At 57.9% G+C, this 19,345-nt stretch carries 17 protein-coding genes; 5 read left to right on the forward strand and 12 right to left on the reverse strand.

Annotated features, from left to right (window positions below; all coding sequences use genetic code 11):
• Positions 1 to 51: 51 nt before the first annotated feature.
• Positions 52 to 627, reverse strand: a complete 576-nt coding sequence (locus KIF87_RS01130; protein ID WP_023311983.1) for a helix-turn-helix domain-containing protein — start codon at positions 625 to 627, stop codon at positions 52 to 54.
• Positions 628 to 775: 148 nt separating this feature from the next.
• Between KIF87_RS01130 and KIF87_RS01135 the strand changes: the two genes are divergently transcribed.
• Positions 776 to 1,294 (forward strand): GNAT family N-acetyltransferase, encoded by a 519-nt coding sequence (locus KIF87_RS01135; protein WP_159514293.1) that lies wholly within the window; start codon positions 776 to 778, stop codon positions 1,292 to 1,294.
• Positions 1,291 to 1,740: a DMT family transporter gene (locus KIF87_RS01140; RefSeq protein WP_213327644.1), complete on the forward strand. Its 450-nt coding sequence runs from the start codon at positions 1,291 to 1,293 to the stop codon at positions 1,738 to 1,740. Before KIF87_RS01135 ends, KIF87_RS01140 begins: the two co-directional genes overlap by 4 nt.
• Positions 1,741 to 1,743: 3 nt before the next feature.
• Here KIF87_RS01140 and KIF87_RS01145 read toward each other — a convergent pair whose 3' ends face one another.
• Entirely contained in the window at positions 1,744 to 1,977 is a 234-nt protein-coding gene (locus KIF87_RS01145; protein WP_182400666.1) for a YdcY family protein, read from the reverse strand.
• A 101-nt stretch (positions 1,978 to 2,078) separates the two neighbouring features.
• Positions 2,079 to 3,677, reverse strand: coding sequence for an ABC transporter substrate-binding protein (locus KIF87_RS01150; RefSeq protein ID WP_213327645.1), 1,599 nt, complete (start codon positions 3,675 to 3,677; stop codon positions 2,079 to 2,081).
• 283 nt (positions 3,678 to 3,960) lie between these two features.
• Here KIF87_RS01150 and KIF87_RS01155 point away from each other — a divergent pair, with 283 nt between their 5' ends.
• From KIF87_RS01155 to KIF87_RS01165, 3 genes are read left to right on the forward strand one after another with little or no spacing between them, the layout of a single operon-like run.
• Positions 3,961 to 5,307 carry an SrfA family protein gene (locus KIF87_RS01155; protein WP_213327646.1) on the forward strand — a complete coding sequence of 449 codons (1,347 nt, stop codon included), beginning with the start codon at positions 3,961 to 3,963 and terminating at the stop codon, positions 5,305 to 5,307.
• A 4-nt stretch (positions 5,308 to 5,311) separates the two neighbouring features.
• Positions 5,312 to 8,293: a virulence factor SrfB gene (locus KIF87_RS01160; protein WP_213327647.1), complete on the forward strand. Its 2,982-nt coding sequence runs from the start codon at positions 5,312 to 5,314 to the stop codon at positions 8,291 to 8,293.
• Positions 8,290 to 10,467: a virulence factor SrfC family protein gene (locus KIF87_RS01165; protein WP_213327648.1), complete on the forward strand. Its 2,178-nt coding sequence runs from the start codon at positions 8,290 to 8,292 to the stop codon at positions 10,465 to 10,467. Before KIF87_RS01160 ends, KIF87_RS01165 begins: the two co-directional genes overlap by 4 nt.
• A 121-nt stretch (positions 10,468 to 10,588) precedes the next feature.
• On the opposite strand, the gene KIF87_RS01170 is transcribed toward KIF87_RS01165, so the two are convergent.
• From KIF87_RS01170 to ymcF, 9 genes are all read right to left on the reverse strand, one after another.
• Positions 10,589 to 11,344: an alpha/beta fold hydrolase gene (locus KIF87_RS01170; protein ID WP_213327649.1), complete on the reverse strand. Its 756-nt coding sequence runs from the start codon at positions 11,342 to 11,344 to the stop codon at positions 10,589 to 10,591.
• 86 nt (positions 11,345 to 11,430) lie between these two features.
• Entirely contained in the window at positions 11,431 to 11,604 is a 174-nt protein-coding gene (locus tag KIF87_RS01175) for a GhoT/OrtT family toxin (protein WP_013096478.1), read from the reverse strand.
• A 183-nt stretch (positions 11,605 to 11,787) separates the two neighbouring features.
• Positions 11,788 to 13,212 carry an aminobutyraldehyde dehydrogenase gene (gene patD, locus KIF87_RS01180; RefSeq protein ID WP_213327650.1) on the reverse strand — a complete coding sequence of 475 codons (1,425 nt, stop codon included), beginning with the start codon at positions 13,210 to 13,212 and terminating at the stop codon, positions 11,788 to 11,790.
• A gap of 24 nt (positions 13,213 to 13,236) precedes the next feature.
• The gene (locus KIF87_RS01185) at positions 13,237 to 14,043 is read right to left on the reverse strand and encodes an ABC transporter permease (protein ID WP_213327651.1); all 807 of its coding nucleotides are present in this window, start codon (positions 14,041 to 14,043) and stop codon (positions 13,237 to 13,239) included.
• A complete protein-coding gene (locus tag KIF87_RS01190) occupies positions 14,033 to 14,971 on the reverse strand; it encodes an ABC transporter permease (protein WP_502757622.1) in 939 nt (312 codons plus the stop codon). The genes KIF87_RS01185 and KIF87_RS01190 overlap by 11 nt, the downstream gene beginning before the upstream one ends.
• A 7-nt stretch (positions 14,972 to 14,978) precedes the next feature.
• Positions 14,979 to 15,992: an ABC transporter ATP-binding protein gene (locus tag KIF87_RS01195; protein WP_213327653.1), complete on the reverse strand. Its 1,014-nt coding sequence runs from the start codon at positions 15,990 to 15,992 to the stop codon at positions 14,979 to 14,981.
• Between the two features lie 17 nt (positions 15,993 to 16,009).
• Positions 16,010 to 17,155 carry a putative ABC transporter substrate-binding protein YdcS gene (gene ydcS / locus KIF87_RS01200; RefSeq protein WP_213327654.1) on the reverse strand — a complete coding sequence of 382 codons (1,146 nt, stop codon included), beginning with the start codon at positions 17,153 to 17,155 and terminating at the stop codon, positions 16,010 to 16,012.
• 271 nt (positions 17,156 to 17,426) lie between these two features.
• The gene (locus tag KIF87_RS01205) at positions 17,427 to 18,836 is read right to left on the reverse strand and encodes an aminotransferase-like domain-containing protein (RefSeq protein ID WP_213327655.1); all 1,410 of its coding nucleotides are present in this window, start codon (positions 18,834 to 18,836) and stop codon (positions 17,427 to 17,429) included.
• An 82-nt stretch (positions 18,837 to 18,918) separates the two neighbouring features.
• Positions 18,919 to 19,107: a cold shock small protein YmcF gene (ymcF, locus tag KIF87_RS01210; protein ID WP_023335881.1), complete on the reverse strand. Its 189-nt coding sequence runs from the start codon at positions 19,105 to 19,107 to the stop codon at positions 18,919 to 18,921.
• Between the last annotated feature and the right edge of the window lie 238 nt (positions 19,108 to 19,345).

Raw genomic sequence — 19,345 nt, forward strand, 5'->3', positions numbered from 1 at the left:
GGTACACATGTCATTACAGCCTGGCTCACGATCGGCGTTATCGCATTAGCATTACGAGGCAGACTGGTTAAGCCTTACAACCAGATAGATACAGGTTTCATTCGTTTCGTTGATGAACCGGCAGTCATTTGGCGGCCCCAGCTCGAGACAGTCTCCGGCGTGCATCTCGTGCCGGGTATCGCCCTCCTGAAACACCAGCTCACCGGACTGGAGCCAGATAAGCTGACGTGCCAGCGCGTAAGAAGATGCAGGCATAGGAACATCGCTGCCCGCAGGCAGTTCAACCTGAACAAGGTCGATGGGCAGATCGGTACGGGGAGAAACATGGCGGCGGAGGTAGTGCGTCTGTGGATCTCGCCAGACGGGCTGGTTTGCAAGGCGCAGCAGCTTGCCCTCCTGCATTTCGGCCCGGGCAATGAGCGTGGACATGCTGATGCCAAACGCGCCGGAAAGTCGGGCAAGCAATGTGGCCGTCGGGCTACTGTCTCCGCGTTCTATCTTGTGGATCATCGCGCGCGAGACCCCTGCCCGGTCAGCAAGCTCGCTCAGGGACCATCCGCGAGACTCGCGTTCAAGGCGAATTCTTGCGCTAATCCGTTGATTCATCGTGTCTGTTATGGTGTTCATGACGTCATACTATAGTGTATGAACGGCATTTCAATGGGCTTTTGATAACAAAAAAATATGGCTTATGCCGTAGCGTTCGGGCAATGCCATTGTGTAATATCGTAGGAATAACGTAATACTATAGTGAACAACACACAGAGGGTTAATCATGATCGTTCGTCATGCCTGCAAAGAAGACTGCGCCGCGATAGGAGAAATCTACAACCACGCGGTGCTGCATACTGCCGCGATCTGGAACGATAAAACCGTCGATACCGATAACCGCATCGCGTGGTTTGAGGCGCGCACGCTCGCGGGTTACCCGGTTCTGGTGAGTGAAGAAAACGGTGCGATTACCGGTTACGCCTCTTTTGGCGACTGGCGCGCCTTCGACGGCTTTCGCCATACGGTTGAGCATTCGGTCTATGTCCACCCGGATCATCAGGGCAAGGGCATTGGCCGCACGCTGATGAACGCGCTGATTAACGAGGCCCGCACCATTGGTAAACACGTGATGGTGGCCGGTATTGAAGCGCAAAACCATGCCTCGATTCATCTCCATGAAACGCTCGGTTTTGTGACAACGGGGCAGATGCCGCAGGTGGGGACCAAGTTTGGCCGCTGGCTAGACTTAACCTTTATGCAGCTTCAGCTGGACGAGCGCAGCGATCCGGACGCCATCCCATGAATCAGTCACTGACGCTGGCGTTTTTGGTGGCGGCGGGAATAGGTCTGGTGGTGCAAAACACCTTAATGGTGCGTATCACCCAGTCCTCCTCCACTATTCTTATCGCGATGCTGCTGAACTCCCTGGTCGGCATTGTGCTATTTGTCAGCATTCTGCTGCTGAAACAGGGCTTCGCCGGGTTTAGCGAACTGGCCGCAACGGTACGCTGGTGGACGCTTATACCAGGGCTGCTGGGGTCGTTTTTCGTTTTTGCCAGCATTAGCGGGTATCAGAACGTTGGCGCGGCGACGACTATCGCCGTGCTGGTGGCAAGCCAGCTGATTGGCGGGCTGGTGATGGACGTGCTGAGGAGCCACGGCGTTCCGCTCCGCGCCCTGATTGGCCCGGCGTGCGGCGCTGTGATGCTGGTCGTCGGGGCCTGGCTGGTGGCGCGACGCCAGTTTTGATCGTTACAGTATGGTGCCGCCTTTGGTCAGCTGTTCCTCACGCGCGTCCATCTCTTCTTTATGCTGCTTACCGTGGTGTGAAATCGCGGTACGCAGCCGCTGCTGCTGGGTGTAGCGATCTTCACGGCTGAGCTCTGCGTCATCGCTTAATTCAATCAGCAGTTCATTCATGTGGGTAATCACGCTCTCTTCGATGGCGGCATCCACACGGGCGGTAACGTCGTTTAAATGTGACATTGTCACTCCTTGTTATGTGCCCGGTGGCGCTACGCTTACCGGGCCTACGGGGTCCAAATGTAGGCCCGGTAAGGCGTAGCCGCCACCCGGCGATAAAAGGCTTAGTTCAGCTTCGCTTTGGAGAAATCGCTGCCCATCAGGCTCACGCTGTATCCGGTCACGTTGCTGCGGGTTGCATAGAACGTTTTCCCGTTTGCCAGTGCGATCCACGGCGCCTGCTGGTAGAAAATCTCCTGCGCCTGGCCGTAGAGCTTCGCGCGCTCGGCCGGGCTGCTGGTCAGCTTCGCTTTTTGCACCAGAGAATCATAACCCTTATCGCACCAGCGCGCGGCGTTGGAGCCGGTTTTAATGCTGTTACAGCCCAGCAGCACGTCGGCAAAGTTGTCCGGATCGCCGTTATCGGACATCCAGCCAAACAGCGCGGAGTCATGTTCGCCTTTACGCATCCCGGAGAGATATTCACCCCACTCGTAAGAGACAATTTTGGCCTTCACGCCGACTTTGGCCCAATCGCTCTGGATCATCTCCGCGATACGACGCGAGTTCGGGTTATACGGACGCTGAACCGGCATTGACCACAGCGTGACTTCCGCCCCCTTCTCCAGGCCCGCCTGCTTCAGCAGCGCTTTCGCTTTTTCTGGATCGTAGCTGTAGTCCTTCAGGTCTTTATTAAAGCCCAGCATATTTGGCGGGATCGGCGATTTTGCCACCGTACCGGAACCCATAAAGACCGCATTGACGATAGCCTTCTTGTCGGTCGCGTAGTTAAGCGCCTGACGCACCAGCACGTTATCAAACGGTTTTTTCTCGGTATTAAACGCCAGATAGCCGACGTTCAGCGCATCGACCGAATGCAGCGTCAGGTCTTTGTTGTTCTTGATCGCGTCAAACTGAACCGGAGACGGCGCAGGAATAATCTGGCACTCGTTGGTCTGCAGCTTCGCCAGGCGGGTTTCCACATTTGGCGTAATGGAGAAGATAAGATGCTTCGTCGGCACTTCGCCTTCCCAGTAGTTCGGGTTAGCAACATAGCGGATCAGCGAATCCACCTTGTACTGCTGCAGGACATAAGGCCCGGTACCAATCGGCCAAGTGTCTACGTTTTCAGGCGTGCCTTTTTTCAGCATCGCGTCGGCGTATTCGGCAGAGAGAATGGAGGCGAAATCCATCCCCCAGTCGGCCAGAAACGCGGCGTTGGGCTCGCTGAGGGTAAACTGAACGTGATAATCGTCGACCTTTTTAACGTCCTGAATCAGCTTATCGAGCCCGACATCGTTAAAGTATTCGTAGTTGCCCTGCGACACATTATGGTACGGGTGTTTAGGGTCTTTCTGACGCATGACCGAGAAAATAACGTCATCGGCGTTAAAGTCGCGCGTCGGTTTGAAGTATTTATTGCTGTTGAACTTCACCCCTTTGCGCAGCGCAAAGGTATAGGTCTTGCCGTCCGGTGAAATCGTCCAGGACTCTGCCAGCGACGGGACCGGGGTGTTTTTCACCGGGTCGAAATTGATCAGGCGGTTGTACAGCACCTGAGAGCTGGCCACAAATGACGGGCCAGAGCTGGCGATTTGCGGGTTGAAGGACTCCGGGGACGCTTCAGAACAGTAAATAAGCGTGTCGCTGTTTGCCGCCCATGCGGCACCGGCTGGTAGAAGAGCGCTCAGCGCAAGGGCGAGCAGTGTTTTCCCTGTAGACATGGTTATAACCCTGACAGTTTTATTATATAAGACAGTAATAACAGCACAGGCGGTTTGACCTGGCAAATAACGAAACACTATCAGGTTATTCTAAAGCCGCGTTTTTTGCTGTTTTAACCGCCAGCGCCCTAAACCGTGATTTGCCTTAAGGGCCATTATTCGTCAAGCACAACCGTCACTTTCTATGCCGCAAGAAATCGGCCCTTTTAGCGTCTCTTCCCCCGTTTGGTTGCTTCCTCGTTTCGTTAAAGTAACGGTGTGAAGAAGTATATGGGATCAAATCGTGGCAAAAACTCTTTTACGCAGCGGTAACCTGGATGACTTTCAGGCCGTTGGCGGCGGCGGACAAGCCGTTTTTGAATCAGCGTTACAAATCCGGGAAGCGCTCCGGTTGCGCAAACAACAGGCCATCGTCGACTGCCTGGCTATTCCTCAGGTCAACGACAGCGGTGACCGCGTGGACTGGTATTCCCCTGTGGAAGGGAGCGTAACCAGCTGGAAAGCGGCCGATGAAGATGACCGTTATCGCGCCCTGCGCTATCTGGAAAACACGCTGGCCAGCGTCGAGTCGTTAAGCAAGAAATGCCTCCAGTCCCCCAAAACCGCGCAACAGCTTTTTGGTTCTCTGCTGTCGAAGGCGTTTCAGTTCCCGGGTGAAAACTTCCTCTTCCTGGTAGACGGAAAGCCGGTCATCAGCTTCTGGGGGTTTGTAAACCTGAACGAGAATGCGCGCGACGATGTCCTCGACTGCCTGCGTGAATCGCTGGTCCCTGAGCCTACCCCCGTTGTCATTGAAGATCCTGAACCAGAACCCGAGCCAGAACCGGTCGTGGCCTTTGAACACGCCGACGAGCCGCTGATCGCCCCTTCCACGGTGGTGCGCATTACGCCGGAAGACCTGTATGAGCCAGAGACAGCCCCGGTTGTGGCGCAACCCATTCAGGAACAGGCTGTGCCGATCGTCGCGAAAAAGCGCCGCGTTCCCCTGTGGACGCTGCCGGTTGCCGTCGCGATCGTTGCCGCCGTTGCCGCACCGCTGCTGTGGCCAAAACAGTCGCCTTCCGCTGAGCCCGCCCCGGCGCCCGCGCCTGTGCCCGTCGAGATTGCGCCTAAGCCGATCAAAGCGGTTGAGCCGCTGGCAATGAAGTTACCGCTGCATCAGGCTGAGGTCCTGGCAAGCAAAGAAAAAGAGCCTGCACCCGTTCCTGCGCCACAGCCCGCCCCGGTGGTGATTGTCGCCATCCCGAAAGATGCCATGGTAATGGAAGCGAATCAGGTAAAAGCGGGATCGACGCGTTTCCTGAACGGCACCTGGCGTGCGGTTCTCGACGTGAAAGATCCGGTCACCGGCAAGCCGCCGTCAATGCGCTATCAAATTCAGAACAATAAAGGTTTCGCCCGGGTTGTCCATGGCGACAACGTTGTCTGCCGCGCGGAGGTCTTCTCCGGGCTGCACAGCAACGGCGAGCTGATGATTAAAAGTCGCGGTACTGCCCGCTGCACCGACGGCTCCCGCTACCCGATGCCGGAGGTTGCCTGTAAAGCAGGCGCCAGCGATATCGCAGAATGTCGCGCCCGTTATGATGCCAATACCGTCGTCCCTCTGACGTTCAAGAAAGCAGGTGCCTGATCCTATGCTGGTTAATCTTTGCGACTATAAACAAAGCGTCACGCTTATTGCCAACAGCGGCGTGCAGTTCCTTGATTTCGGTCTGACGCCGCAGGACACCGCCAGCAACGGGCGCTTCGTACGTAAAACCGCGAACGGCCCGCTTTTGCGACTCGATTTCGACCTGGTCAACGGACGTTATACCGTGCCGGGGACGAACGGCGGGCAGCCTGAAGTGGTCAAACCGGAAACCACCCTCCCGCTGCATCAGTCTCTGACGGTGCTGGACGGCGTCTGGCTTCCGGTTCCGTTCCTGCGCTTCAACCCACCGCGAACCTTTGTTGAGGGGCCGGATAACTGGGCCCGCGTTCAGGTGCGCAGGCTGGATACACCCGATACGGCAGGCAATACGCACCGCGTCACCCTCGCCCTCGACAGCCAGATAGCTGAACACGCCACGTCCGCCCTGTCTCCGGTTGAAAACGATATTCTGAACGGGACCCGTTTCGCGCTGGCCTGGCGAGACAATGAGGTCGAAAGTTTCCTCGACCAGACCTGGATTGACGGCTGGCTGCGCGAGGCATTTACCCAGTATGCCGACGGCGTTGAAAACCGCTCGGAACGCGATCTCCAGCAGGCGATGCGCGGTTTTGAATATCAGGCCCACTGGCTCAACCTGATGACCATGCTCGGTGAACAGCTTACCGTGCCGGAAGTGAAATTTGTTACCCACACGCTCAGCACGCCTGCCATTCCGGTCGACCTGATCCTCGACGTGGGCAATACCCACACCTGCGGCGTCATTATTGAAGACCACGGCGACGCCAACGATGGACTGCGCCAGACCGCCGAGCTGCAGGTACGCTCGTTAAGCGAGCCGCAGTTCCTGAACGAGCCGCTGTTCACCAGCCGTCTCGAGTTTTCGGAAGCGCGTTTTGGCAAGCAGCACTTCTCGGTTGAAAGCGGTCGCGAAGACGCCTTTGTCTGGCCGTCGATTGTTCGCGTCGGCGATGAAGCCCGCAAGCTGGCGATGCAGCGTCTGGGAACGGAAGGCAATAGCGGCATCTCCAGCCCGCGCCGCTATCTGTGGGATGAAACGCCGGTCGTACAGGACTGGCGCTTTAGCCAGATGAACAGCAAAACCCAGCGTGAACCGCTTGCCACCGCGTTTCCGCTGATGAACCTGATGAACGATGACGGAGAGCCGCTCTTCACGCTGCCGCAGGACGAGCGGCTGCCGGTCTTCTCGCCGCAGTACAGCCGCAGCACCCTGATGACGCACATGCTTTGCGAGCTGCTGGCGCAGGCGCTGGGGCAGATCAACAGCGTCGCCACGCGCCTGCGTCTGGGCTTCCCGGCGTCGCCGCGCCAGCTGCGCACCCTGATCCTGACGCTGCCCTCGGCCATGCCAAAGCAGGAGCGCGAGATTTTCCGTCGCCGCATGTTTGAAGCCATCGCCATCGTCTGGAAAGCGATGGGATGGCACCCGCAGGATGAGGACTTTGTCACCCGCAAACAGCAGGATAAAAGCGTGGTGCCAGTGCCTGAAATCCAGATGGAGTGGGATGAAGCCAGCTGTGGTCAACTGGTCTGGCTGTATAACGAAGCGATCTCCCGCTTTGGCGGTCAGACCGAAGCCTTCTTCGCCTCCCTGGCTCGCCCGGACCGTGAGCCTGAGCCGGGTAGCCAGCCGGGCCGCGCGCTGCGCGTCGCGTCCATCGACATCGGCGGCGGCACAACGGATATGGCGATCACCCATTATCAGCTGGATGACGGTTCCGGCAATAACGTCAAGATCACCCCACAGCTGCTGTTCCGCGAAGGCTTTAAGGTTGCGGGTGACGATACGCTTCTGGACGTGATTCAGCGCTACGTGCTGCCTGCCCTGCAAACGCAGCTGCAGAAATCCGGCATCGCGGACGCCTCGCTGCTGATGGCGTCGCTGTTCGGCGACTCCGGACGCATTGATACCCAGGCCGTACTCCGCCAGCAAACGGCGCTTCAGCTCTTTATGCCAATTGGCCATGCCATTCTTGCCGCGTGGGAATCGAGCGACGTTGACGATCCGCTGGCCGGTCTGCATGCCACCTTTGGCGATCTCCTTCCGCAGAAGCCGACCCGTAACGTGATGAATTACCTGCAGCAGGCGATCGATCATGCCCTGCCGGCGGGTTCAGACGCGTTTGACCTCTTCGCCGTGCCGCTGCACGTGAATTTCCGCGAAATGCAGGATGCGATGCTCGGCGGGCAGTTTACGCTGGCCTCGCCGCTTCACGCGGTGTGTGAGGCGATATCCCATTACAGCTGCGATATTCTGCTGATCACCGGGCGCCCCGGCTGCCTGCCTGGCGTTCAGGCGCTCATTCGTCATCTGCAGCCGGTGCCGGTCAACCGCATCGTCTGGCTGGATAAATACCAGGTGCACGAGTGGTATCCGTTCAGCCAGCAGGGGCGCATTGGCAACCCGAAATCGACGGCCGCGGTGGGGGCCATGCTCTGCAGCCTGGCGCTCGACCTGCGTCTGCCGCGCTTCAACTTTAAAGCCGCGGACATTGGCGCGTATTCAACCGTGCGGTATCTCGGCGTGCTGGATAACACCGTCAATACCCTGCGCGAGGAAAACGTCTGGTATCAGGATATCGATCTTGATAAACCCGGCGCGAAGCTCGACGCACGCCTGCACTTCCCGCTGCGCGGTAACGTCACTCTCGGCTTCCGCCAGCTGGCGAACGCGCGCTGGCCCGCCACGCCGCTCTACACGCTCAGCATTAACTCGGCTGAACTGGCGAAAGCCATTGCCGGTGACGGCGTGCTGAACGTGCGGCTGAAACTCTGCGGCGGCAGCAAGCAGGAAGGCCCGGAGGCCTTCGAGCTGAGCGATGCCTGGCTGCAGGACGGCACGCCGGTTGCGCCTGACGCATTAACCTTCAAACTGAATACTTTGGCCGATCGCCGACACAGCGGTAGCCACTACTGGATCGACAGCGGGAGCGTATACCTGAAATGACAGCGACGACGACCACCACTCAGGCCTTAATCGGGTGGATTAATGAGACGCGCCTGAACGCCCCTGTGCTGGATAACGATGCTGACGCCCTGCTTGCTCGCATCAACGCGGCGCAGGCGCGGGAGCAGGCCATTGAACGCGCCATGTCCCGCCAGAGCAGCATTGGGCTTTACGGTCATTCGCAGAGCGCGAAAGCACACCTGCTGTTGTCTCTGTGCGGCAGCGGTAATGGACGCCTGAACGTGACGCCGGGCCAGCGCACCTTTGACTATTTTTCGCATATCAATCCGGGACATGCCCTCACCAACATGGCCGTCCGCTTCACCCGGGATAACCCGGAGGTGGCTGATGAGGCGTTCCCGCTGCGTCTGCGTCTGGTCACCGAGACCGAGCTGGTACAGCTGTTTATTGCCCGCACGACCCTCCATCCGCAGATGCGCGCCGTGGATAAGGCGGTCATTGAAACACGTCTGGAGAAATGGCGCGGGCTGCGCCAGCCGCAGGGCGTGCCCGGCATCACGGGTCAGGAAGTGGGTGCGATTGCCCGCTTCTGGCAAAGCACCGTACCCGCCGCGAAACAGCAAATTGACGATGCCCTGTGGCATGAATTTGCCCAGTTGGTACCATCGCTCGATCTCAGCACGCGGGCCAGCGTCTGGTCGCTGCTGTGGGGCGAGCAGCAGGAGTTGACCCAGCAGTGGTTAAAACTGGCCCATGTGCTGCACCAGACCAGCCATGCCGGTGAGCTTGCTGCCCCGCTTAGCCTGCTGGTGGACAGCTTTGGGCTGCCGGGTGAAGGTTTCCTGACGCATGACGGCACGTTAGACCTTCAGGACGCGCAGGAGACGCTGCTTCATCCGCTGAACAGCGGTGAAATGCTTAACGCCATCAGCATCCCCGTTGATGTGCTGGCCTTCCTGACCCGCGAGCTGGTGCTGCCGGTTGAGAACGGCGCGCTGGATAACGTCGATATTATTGATATTCCGGTTTTTGAAGATAACCGTGCCGACCCGCTACGCCAGGCGAAATCCCAGTGGCTGCTCGAGCATTACCGTCAGCAGCTTCAGCCTGATGTGCTGGTGATTTGTAATGCGACGGTGCAGCATGAACAGACGGCCAAAAAAGCAAAAGTATTGATGAACTGGGTGAAGGAGACGCAGCCTGCTGAAGAGTCTGCCCTTCCGGGTCTGGTGTGGGCGATTACCCCCCATGACGCCCGCTTTACCACCCGGCAGAATCTCGATGAAGCCGTACAGCATCTGCTCGGAAAGCCGGGTTTACGCTGGGGCACGCTGCAGGCGCTGGACAGCCACAGCATGCAGCGCGTCATCGAGTGGCTCTCTCAGGCCACGCTGCCCGCGCAGCGACACAAGCGTCTCAGCACGCTGAAAGGCCTGCTGCGACAGGAGCTCTCATCGCTGATGCAAAGCTATCTTGCGCCGCTGGTTGAGGAGCCGGGGACAAGACGTGCTCAGGCCGAAAGCATGGTGCGCACGCTGCAAAATAGCGCCGCCCGCCACGGTGAGCTGCTTGAAGGCCTGCTGCCGCCGCTGAAAGCCTTTGAAACGCTGCTCGCCGTTCAGCAGCCTCGCGAGGAGCAGGTGAACGGGCTGTTTACGGACACCATTGACCTGTTTGCCGAGAATGCGCAGGAAAGCAACGGCCTGTTCCAGACAAAAGACAAAGCGCGACTGGCGCACAGAGTCTGGATAAATCATCTGCGCCAGTGGAGTCGCAATGAGGCCGCGGCCGCCCGTCTTGGGCTGGAACCTGCGGTGTTACAGCAAATCGCAGATGTCCTGGTGGTCACCAGCTATCGGCTTGAACTGCCTCAACAGCTTCAGCGTATCGTCGAAGCGGATAAAAGTAGCGCTGCGCAACTGCATGCCGTGATGGGCAATTTCATTGGCTGGCTGGGTTACGACCAGACGCCCGTGGCGGTACGTCCGGCAAGCCGCATCCGCAAGGGCCAGGCAATCTTCGTTACGCCGGTGGTCAGCAGCGCCGAGCCCCGCTTGACGCGCCTGGGGGAACAGCCTGTGCATGCGGCTACCGCGTACGTTTACGACTGGCTGGTCGCCCTCTATAGCCGCGCGATAGAGAACATTGATTACCAGCATCCGCATGATGTTCAGCCTGACGCGCGTCAGGCCTTGCACGCATTATTAAGCTAAACGCTGATTAACAATGTAGCCGCATTTCTTGCCGGGTGGCGCTGCCGCTTACCCGGCCTACACTCTTCATCGTTGTAGGCCCGTGCAAGCGTAGCGCCGCCGGGCGAAACTTTTGCGCTCATCACTCCGTCATACACCCGGCTAACGTCTGTGCCAGCGCAGACGGGTTTTCCCATGACATTGAATGCCCCGCCGCAGGGATAATTTTTACCTCAACGCCCTTTTGCTTCAGATTATCCACATCGTCATCCGGCAGAGACAGCTCGCCGAAAATCAACGTTACCGGGCAAGGAAGTGACAGGAACTGCGCGTCCCATTCGGGCTCAACGCCCGCCACCAGGCTCGATGCGCCCCGCCAGACGGCATACGGCGCATTGCTCCGCAGACACCCCGCCCACGCCGTTTTTTCCGCGCTGAGCATGGCGTCATAGCCCTGGTTCAGAAACTGCTGCTCGGTTTGCGCTGCAATAGACCGGCTAAACATCCCTCCCCCCGCATGAAAATTGGGCTCTGACACCATCAGCCCCTTCACGCGCGAGGCCAGCAGCCCCGCCGTTTCGATAGCGATGCTGCCGCCCATGCTGTGTCCGTATAACCAGAAGGCATCCAGTTGAAGGTGGTCAATCAGTTCCGCCACAACGTGCGCCTGGTCGGTGGTTTTATAGCTGTAGTGCTCAGGCTTGTCGCTGTAGCCGCTGCCGGGCAAATCGATGAGAATCGCTCTGCGCGCGCCAAACAGCGGGTCATGAACGACACGGGGATATTCATAGGAAGAGGCGCAGCCCAGCCCGTGAATGAACACCACGGGATCGCCGGTGCCGGGCAGGTCATGCCAGCGCACGGTGCAACCGGCCTGCTGCGAGTAAAAACTGTTCATAAGCACTCCTTTTACGATGCACTGTGTATTTATACAGTTATCGTATCTGGAATGCCATATTCATCTTTTAAAAATGGAAGCGTGCTTCAGAAAAGCGAGACCAGCAGCGCAACGGGAAAGCTCATTGGCCAGGTTGACCCCACCAGAAAAGCGCTGAGCAGGCGGATACGTTTGCGGTCTTTGGAGAGGAACCAGGTAATTAATGCGCAGATGGAAGCCATGATTGCGTAAAAAACCAACATCTTTTGATACAACGTCATTCTGTATACCAGAGCCGAAAAAATAACCGCACGCAATATGCGTCATATGTTGATACAGATCAAGTTTTTTCGTTACAGAATAACCACTTAAAATTAATGGATAATAACAATTGAGTATCATGCATAACACTCATGGCGGGCGTGGCGAACGCCTGGCCGCGAATGCGACCAGGCATGACGGGTTTAGTGTTTGATCATCACATGCCGGACAACCGTATAATCCTCAAGCCCGTAGACCGACATGTCTTTGCCGTAGCCGGATAATTTCATGCCGCCGTGCGGCATTTCGCTCACCAGCATAAAATGGGTATTCACCCAGGTGCAGCCGTACTGCAGGCGCGCGCTCAGGCGATGGGCGCGGCCCACGTCTTTGGTCCAGACCGATGACGCCAGTCCATACTGCGAATCGTTCGCCCAGGCGAGCACCTGCGCCTCGTCGTCAAACTCGGTAACGCTCACCACGGGGCCAAACACCTCGCGCTGAACGATGGCGTCGTCCTGTTTTGCCCCCGCCAGCAGGGTTGGCTGGAAGTAGTAGCCCGCCCCCTCTTTTTTGCTCCCGCCAGTGACAACGCGGATATGGCCGAGCGCTTTCGCGTCATCGACGGCCTGACAGACGCGTGAAAGATGGGCGGCCGAGCTGAGCGGGCCCAGTTCGGTCGAAGCATCCTCCGGCGCACCCATTTTAAGGCTGGCGACCGCTGCGCCCAGCTTTTCCACCAGCGCGGCATAAATGCCCTTCTGGGCATAAATACGGCAGGCGGCCGTACAGTCCTGCCCGGCATTGTAGAAACCAAACGTCCGCACCCCTTCGACAACCGCATCCAGGTCGGCATCATCAAAGACGATAACCGGCGCTTTACCGCCCAGCTCCATGTGGGTGCGTTTAATGGAGGACGCCGTATGGCCGATGATATGTTCCCCGGTAGCAATCGAACCGGTCAGCGAGACCATACGGACTTTTTCATGCCCGGTAAGCGGATCGCCGACCGTTTTCCCCCGGCCAAACAGGACGTTCAGAACGCCTGCCGGGAAGATATCTTTTGCCAGCTCTCCCAGCTTCAGCGCGGTCAGCGGCGTGATCTCGGAGGGCTTAATCACTACGCAGTTACCTGCCGCCAGGGCGGGCGCCAGTTTCCAGGCTGCCATCATCAGCGGGTAGTTCCAGGGGGCAATAGAGGCAACCACGCCCACCGGATCGCGGCGGATCATAGACGTGTGGCCGTCAAGGTACTCCCCGGCGGCCAGCCCGTTCAGACAGCGGGCGGCCCCGGCAAAGAAACGGAAAACGTCGACCACCGCCGGAATTTCATCGCCCAGAGCACAGTGCAGCGGCTTGCCGCAGTTGAGGGATTCGAGCCGGGCAAAGTCCTCCCCATACGCTTCAATCGCATCCGCCAGCTTCAGCAGGCACTCGGCACGGGTTTTCGGTGTGGTTTGTCCCCACTCCACAAAAGCACGGTCGGCCGCCTGAACCGCCGCGTCGACCTGAGCCGCTGACGCCTCAGCAATTTCCAGCAGGAGCTCTCCAGTGGCCGGGTTATAGACCGGCTGTTTTTCTCCCTCTCCGGTTACCAGTTTTCCCTCTATCAGCAGTTGTGTTTGCATAGCATTTTCCTGTTGAATTCACTGTTATTTCCCGCTGCCGGCGATGCTCTCGCCGTCGCGGGTTAGCCACCAGGCTCCCAGAATGGGGATAGTTGTCACCAGCATCACCAGCAGTGCAACGACGTTAGTGACCGGCACGTCGCGCGGACGGCCGAGCTGATTGAGCAACCACAGCGGTAATGTGCGCTCGTGTCCCGCCGTAAACGTTGTGACGATTATCTCGTCAAACGACAGGGCAAACGCCAGCATTCCCCCGGCCAGCAGCGCGGAACCCAGATTGGGCAGCACCACATAGCGGAAGGTTTGCCATCCGTCGGCCCCGAGATCCATCGACGCTTCCACCAGGCTCCAGGAGGTGCGTCTGAACCGGGCAATCACGTTGTTAAACACCACCACCACGCAAAAGGTGGCGTGTCCGACCACGATGGTGAAAAAGCCAGGCTCAAGGTCGATCGTTTTGAATGCTGTCAGCAGCGCCAGGCCGGTAATGATCCCCGGCAACGCAATCGGTAACAGCAGCAGCAGTGAGATCGCATTCTTGCCAAAAAACTCGCTTCGCCACAGCGCCGCTGCAGCAAGCGTGCCAAGCACAAGGGCTATCGCAGTGGATAGCGACGCAATCTGAAGTGACAACGTCACGGATTCTATGATATCGCCGCGCCCCGCGGCCACGCTAAACCACTTCAGCGTCAGCCCCTGCGGCGGAAAGCTGAAGGCCGCGTCTTCGGTGTTAAAGGCATAGGTCGCGATAATCAGCAGCGGGAAGTGCAGGAAGATGACGCCTCCCCAGGCTGCCACTTTCAGGAACAGCGGTGCGCGTTCAGAGTGCATCGAATGCTCCCAGACGTTTCACGAACGCCAGATAGAGTGAAATCAGCACGATGGGTACCAGCGTGAACGCGGCGGCCATCGGCATATTGCCGATAGCCCCCTGCTGGGAATAAACCATATTGCCGATGAAATAGCCCGGCGGCCCCACCAGCTGTGGAACGATGAAATCCCCCAGCGTCAGGGAAAAGGTGAATATTGAGCCTGCCGCAATACCCGGGATCGCCAGCGGCAGAACGACATAGCGGAAGGTCTGGCGAGGACGCGCGCCGAGGTCGGCTGAGGCCTGCAGTAGCGAGGCAGGCAGGCGTTCCAGCGCCGCCTGGACCGGCAGGATCATAAACGGCAGCCAGATGTAGACGAAGACCAGAAACCGCCCCAGCCCGGAGGTGGACAAGGTGTTGCCGCCAATCGCCGGGAGCGTAAGGAGTGAGGTCAGGATCGGCTCCAGCCCCATATGACTAAGAAACCACTGCGCCACCCCGTCCTTAGCCAGCAGCAGCGTCCAGGCGTAGGCTTTGACGATGTAGCTCGCCCACATTGGCAGCATTACAGCGATATAGAAAAACGCTTTCCACTTGCCGTGGGTGTATCGCGCCATGTACCACGCCATCGGGAATGCCAGGATGGCGCTGGCAATCGTCACCGCAATCGCCATCGTTAACGTGCGCAGGATGATGTCGTAGTTGGCCGGGTTGAAAAGCGCCTGAATGTTCGCCAGGGTCAGATCCGGCGTGACGGCCATGGTGAAATCGTCAAAGGTGTAGAACCCTTGCCACAGCAGGGTCAGAAGCGATCCTAAATAGACGATGCCAAACCACATCAGCGGCGCGAGCAGAAGCAGGAACAGGCCGAGCGACGGTTTACGCCAGAACAGCGCCGTCATGCGGCTTAAGCGGCCGCGCGAGGCGGGAGGATGCGCAACGCTCATATCCATTTCACCTCTCCTCGAGCAGGCGAATCATCGCCTCGCGTGACCACGACGCCGTGACAACATGCCCCGGCGCAATGCCGCTCAGCGGCGAGGTTTCACTGAGATTAGCCTGGCTCACCAGCAGCTTGGCGCCATCGGCGAGTTTCAGCTCCAGCCGCGTGGCCGCCCCCTGATACTGAACGGCCTGCACGATGCCCTGAACCTGAACGTCTCCGCCCTCATCAAGGCGAATATGTTCCGGACGCAGGGAATAGCTGCCTTCCATACCGCATATTTTCTGCGCAAGGCCCGCATCGAAGACGTTAGAGGTGCCGACAAAACCGGCGACAAACGGCGTGCGCGGACGCATGTAGAGATCGCGCGGGGTATCCACCTGCTCGATGCGCCCGTTATTGAACACCGCCACCCGGTCTGACATGGAAAGGGCCTCGCCCTGATCGTGGGTGACAAAAATAAAGGTGATGCCGAGTTCCTGCTGAAGCTTCTTCAGCTCGAACTGCATCTGTTCACGCAGTTTGAGATCGAGCGCACCCAGGGGTTCGTCCAGCAGCAGGACGCGCGGCTCATTGACCAGCGCGCGGGCGATGGCGACACGCTGCCGCTGGCCGCCGGAAAGCTGCGAAGGTTTGCGGGCAACGGCAAAGCTCAGGCCCACTTTTTCCAGGGCATCACGGGCCTGCGCATGGCGTTTTTTCTTGTCGATACCTTTGACCATCAGCCCGTAGGCGACATTGTCGAGGATCGACATATGCGGGAACAGCGCGTAGTCCTGAAAGACGGTGTTCACATCCCGCTCCCACGGCGGCAGCGCGCTCGCCTCTTTGCCGAAGATAGAAATCGTGCCGCCTGACAGCTGCTCAAAGCCGGCAATCAGACGCAGGCAGGTGGTTTTGCCGGAGCCCGAAGGCCCCAGCATGGAGAAAAACTCTCCGTCACGAATAGCAATGGTGACCCCATCCACCGCCCGTACGTCGCCGTACAGACGGGAAACATTGTTAAACTCTACCGCGTACGTCATGTTCTGCTCCCGGGCAATTAACGACCGCCCATGATGGCGATGTAATCCTGCGTCCAGCGGCTGTAAGGGACAAATTTGCCGCCTTCTGCGATGGGGGTTTTCCAGAACAAGATTTTGTCGAACTCGTTATAACCGTTTGTTTCGCAGCCTTTATCACCCAGCAGCGTGCTGGCCTTACACCCTTCTGCAACCACGGGCAGGGAGCCAAACCATGCCGCCAGATCGCCCTGCACTTTCGGCGTCAGCGACCAGTTCATCCACTTGTAGGCGCACATCGGGTGTTTTGCCTGCGCGTGCAGCATGGTGGTGTCCGCCCAGCCGGTCACCCCCTCCTTCGGGAAGACGGTAGCAACGGGCTGGTTCTCTGCCTTCAGGGCATTCGCCTGATACGGCCAGGCGCTGGAGGCCACGACGCCTTCATTTTTAAAGTCGCTCATCTGGACGGTAGTGTCATGCCAGTAGCGGTGGATCAGCGCATGCTGGTCGCGAAGCACCTTGAGCACGGCGGCATACTGTTTTTCGGTGAGCTGGTACGGGTCTTTGATGCCCAGCTGCGGCTGCGTGGTTTTGACGAACAGCGCGGCATCGGCGATATAAATCGGGCCGTCGTACGCCTGCACGCGTCCCAGGTTGGTTTTACCGTCAGGCAGATCCTGTTTGGTAAAGACCACGCTCCAGCTGTCCGGCGGCGTCGGGAAGGTTTTGGTGTTGTACATCAGCAGGTTTGGCCCCCACTGGTACGGCGTGCCGTAGACTTTACCGCCGACGTTAAACCATTCCCCTTTCACAATCCGCGCGTCGAGGGTTTTCCAGTTGGGGATGAGGTCGGGGTTAATGGGCTGAACGCGTTTCCCCATGATCAGGCGCAGGGAGGCATCACCCGAGGCGGTAACCAGGTCATATCCCCCTTTCGCCATCAGGCTGACCATTTCATCCGACGTGGCCGCCGTTTTGACGTTGACCGCACACCCGGTCTCTTTTTCAAACTGGGTGACCCAGTCATAATTTTTATCCGTCTGTCCGCGTTCGATGTATCCCGGCCAGGCGATAATATCCAGCCGACCTTCCCCGTCGCCGATGGCCTTTGGTGGTTCTGCGGCTTGCGCTGTCATGATAGTCATGCCGAGCGCGCACAGGCTGCTGCGGGCAAAATGTTTGCTCATAAGAGTTACTCCTGTCGCAATGAAATTTAGCGGCAGCCGTGCCGTAAAAATATCTCCCTTATTAAACGTAGACCGCGCAAATGCGCCGCACCGTACGGCTTCAGGAAATTTCATCAAGGTGTGACCGAGGGCGCATTCCCCGTTAACTGGATTATAGACAAGGAGTTAGCCGCGAGAGACGCTATGCAGATTTCCTATGACTGGGCACCGCGAAATATTCGCCGTGCCGTCATCAGGATAAGAATTGATTATTTAAATAACGCAGAAAAGTTTATTCCAGCATCGCGCTAATTAATTTTCCTAACTGAATGACCGCCTGCTCTTCTCGCTCTCCCCAGGCCCAGGAGGTATTAAAACGAAAGAACGGTGTCCATGCGTCAGAGGTGGAAAACATCTTTCCGGGGGCAATGCTGATGTGGTGCGTTAAGGCTTTTTCGCTCAGCAGCCCCGCATCGAGCTGCGCCGGAAGCTCCAGCCATAAAAAGTAGCCGCTGTCGTTATGGTGAATTTTGACGCCGGCAGGCATATGGCGCAGAAGAGACTGCCAGGCCTGCTGCTTTCGCTCGGCAAGCGTACGCCGCAGTCGTCGCAGATGGGCGTCGTAGCGTTTAGTCGCCAGGTAATCCACCAGCGCCAGCTGCACGGGAGAGCTGGTTGAGAGCGTGCTCATCAGCTGCAGCTGCTGGATGCGTCGCGCGTGTTTTCCTGCCGCAACCCAGCCGATGCGAAAACCGGCCACCAGACATTTTGAAAAGGACGAGCAGTGCAGCGTCATGTCCTGACGATCCCATGCTTTCGCCGGGAGCGGCTTTTCGCGGCCAAAATAGAGCTCGCTGTAGACATCGTCTTCAATCAGGGGAACATTGTGCTGCGTTAACAGCGCCACAAGCTGCGCTTTTTTCTCCGCGCTCAGCGTGAAGCCAAGCGGGTTCTGACTATTGGTCATGACCCAGCAGGCTTTAACCGGGTACTCATTCAGCGCCTGTTCAAGGGCATTGAGGTCAATCCCCTCGCGGACATCCGTCGCAATCGACAACGCTTTGAGCTTCAGGCGTTCCAGCGCCTGCAGCGCGCCGTAGAAACACGGGTTTTCGACTATCACCCAATCGCCCGGCTCGGTCACCGCCTGCAGGCTGAGATTGAGCGCTTCAAGCGCGCCTGCGGTGATCACGATCTCTTCCGGGGAGATGTTCATTCCCTGCTGCGCGTAGCGACGAGCAATGGCGTGGCGAAGATCGACGTTACCCGGCGGCAGGTTCTCAATCACGCTCATCGCCGTCGCGGTTTTGCTGACGTTCGCCAGCGAGCGGTTGAGCTGCTGCAGCGGGAAAAGTCGGGGATCGGGAAACGCGGAGGCAAAAGGAACAACGGACGGGTCGCGGCTGGCCTGTAAAACGTCGAAGATGTAGGTGTTAATATCCACCACTTCGTCACGCATCACCTGGGCAGGTGGAGCAGGCTGTTGTGCGGTCGGGCGCGAGGCAACGTAATAGCCCGACTGCGGTCTGGCGACAATGCGCCCCTGACTTTCCAGCATCTGATACGCGTGGCCAACGGTCATAAAACTCATACCGCTGCTTGCCACCTGCTCTCGCAGCGAAGGCAGCTTATCGCCCGGCAGCCATACGCCAAGCTCAATCTGCGAGATAATTTGTTGCGCCAGACGCTGGTATTTTTTCATCAGATTCTCCTTATGACCGACAGTGTATATCAGCAGGAGAAAAAGAGAAGATTTAGCTAACTGTTATAGTTCGCGAAATGAATTACTTACGGTACTCGGTAACGTGGCTTTGCGCCTGACGCGCAGCGGCCAGGTGATCGAGCGTAATCATCGACGATTTGCAAAAGATGCATTTCGCGCCGAGTGGGTTTTTCTCAGACATGTCAAAGACTGAGGTACGGTACTGCGAGCCATGGCAGCATGGGCAGCGAAAATGGATATAAGAAGTCATAGGATTCTCCTGAAACGTAAAACGTAAATTACTAATGGGCCGATTGGGCAATAATGGTTTTAAACAAAACGAATCGGAAAGTAGATAAAGACCCAAGAGAGGCTGCGGAGAGGCACAACGTGATGAGAACTGCTTTATAAAACTACGTCAGATATTTATTTGGACTCAAAACCAGAAGACCATTAACGCACGGCGCTGACGACAAAGCAAGCGGTTTTATGCGTAAAAATCATAAAAA

The sequence above is a fragment of the Enterobacter sp. 120016 genome (assembly GCF_018383635.1).
GTDB lineage: Bacteria > Pseudomonadota > Gammaproteobacteria > Enterobacterales > Enterobacteriaceae > Enterobacter > Enterobacter asburiae_D.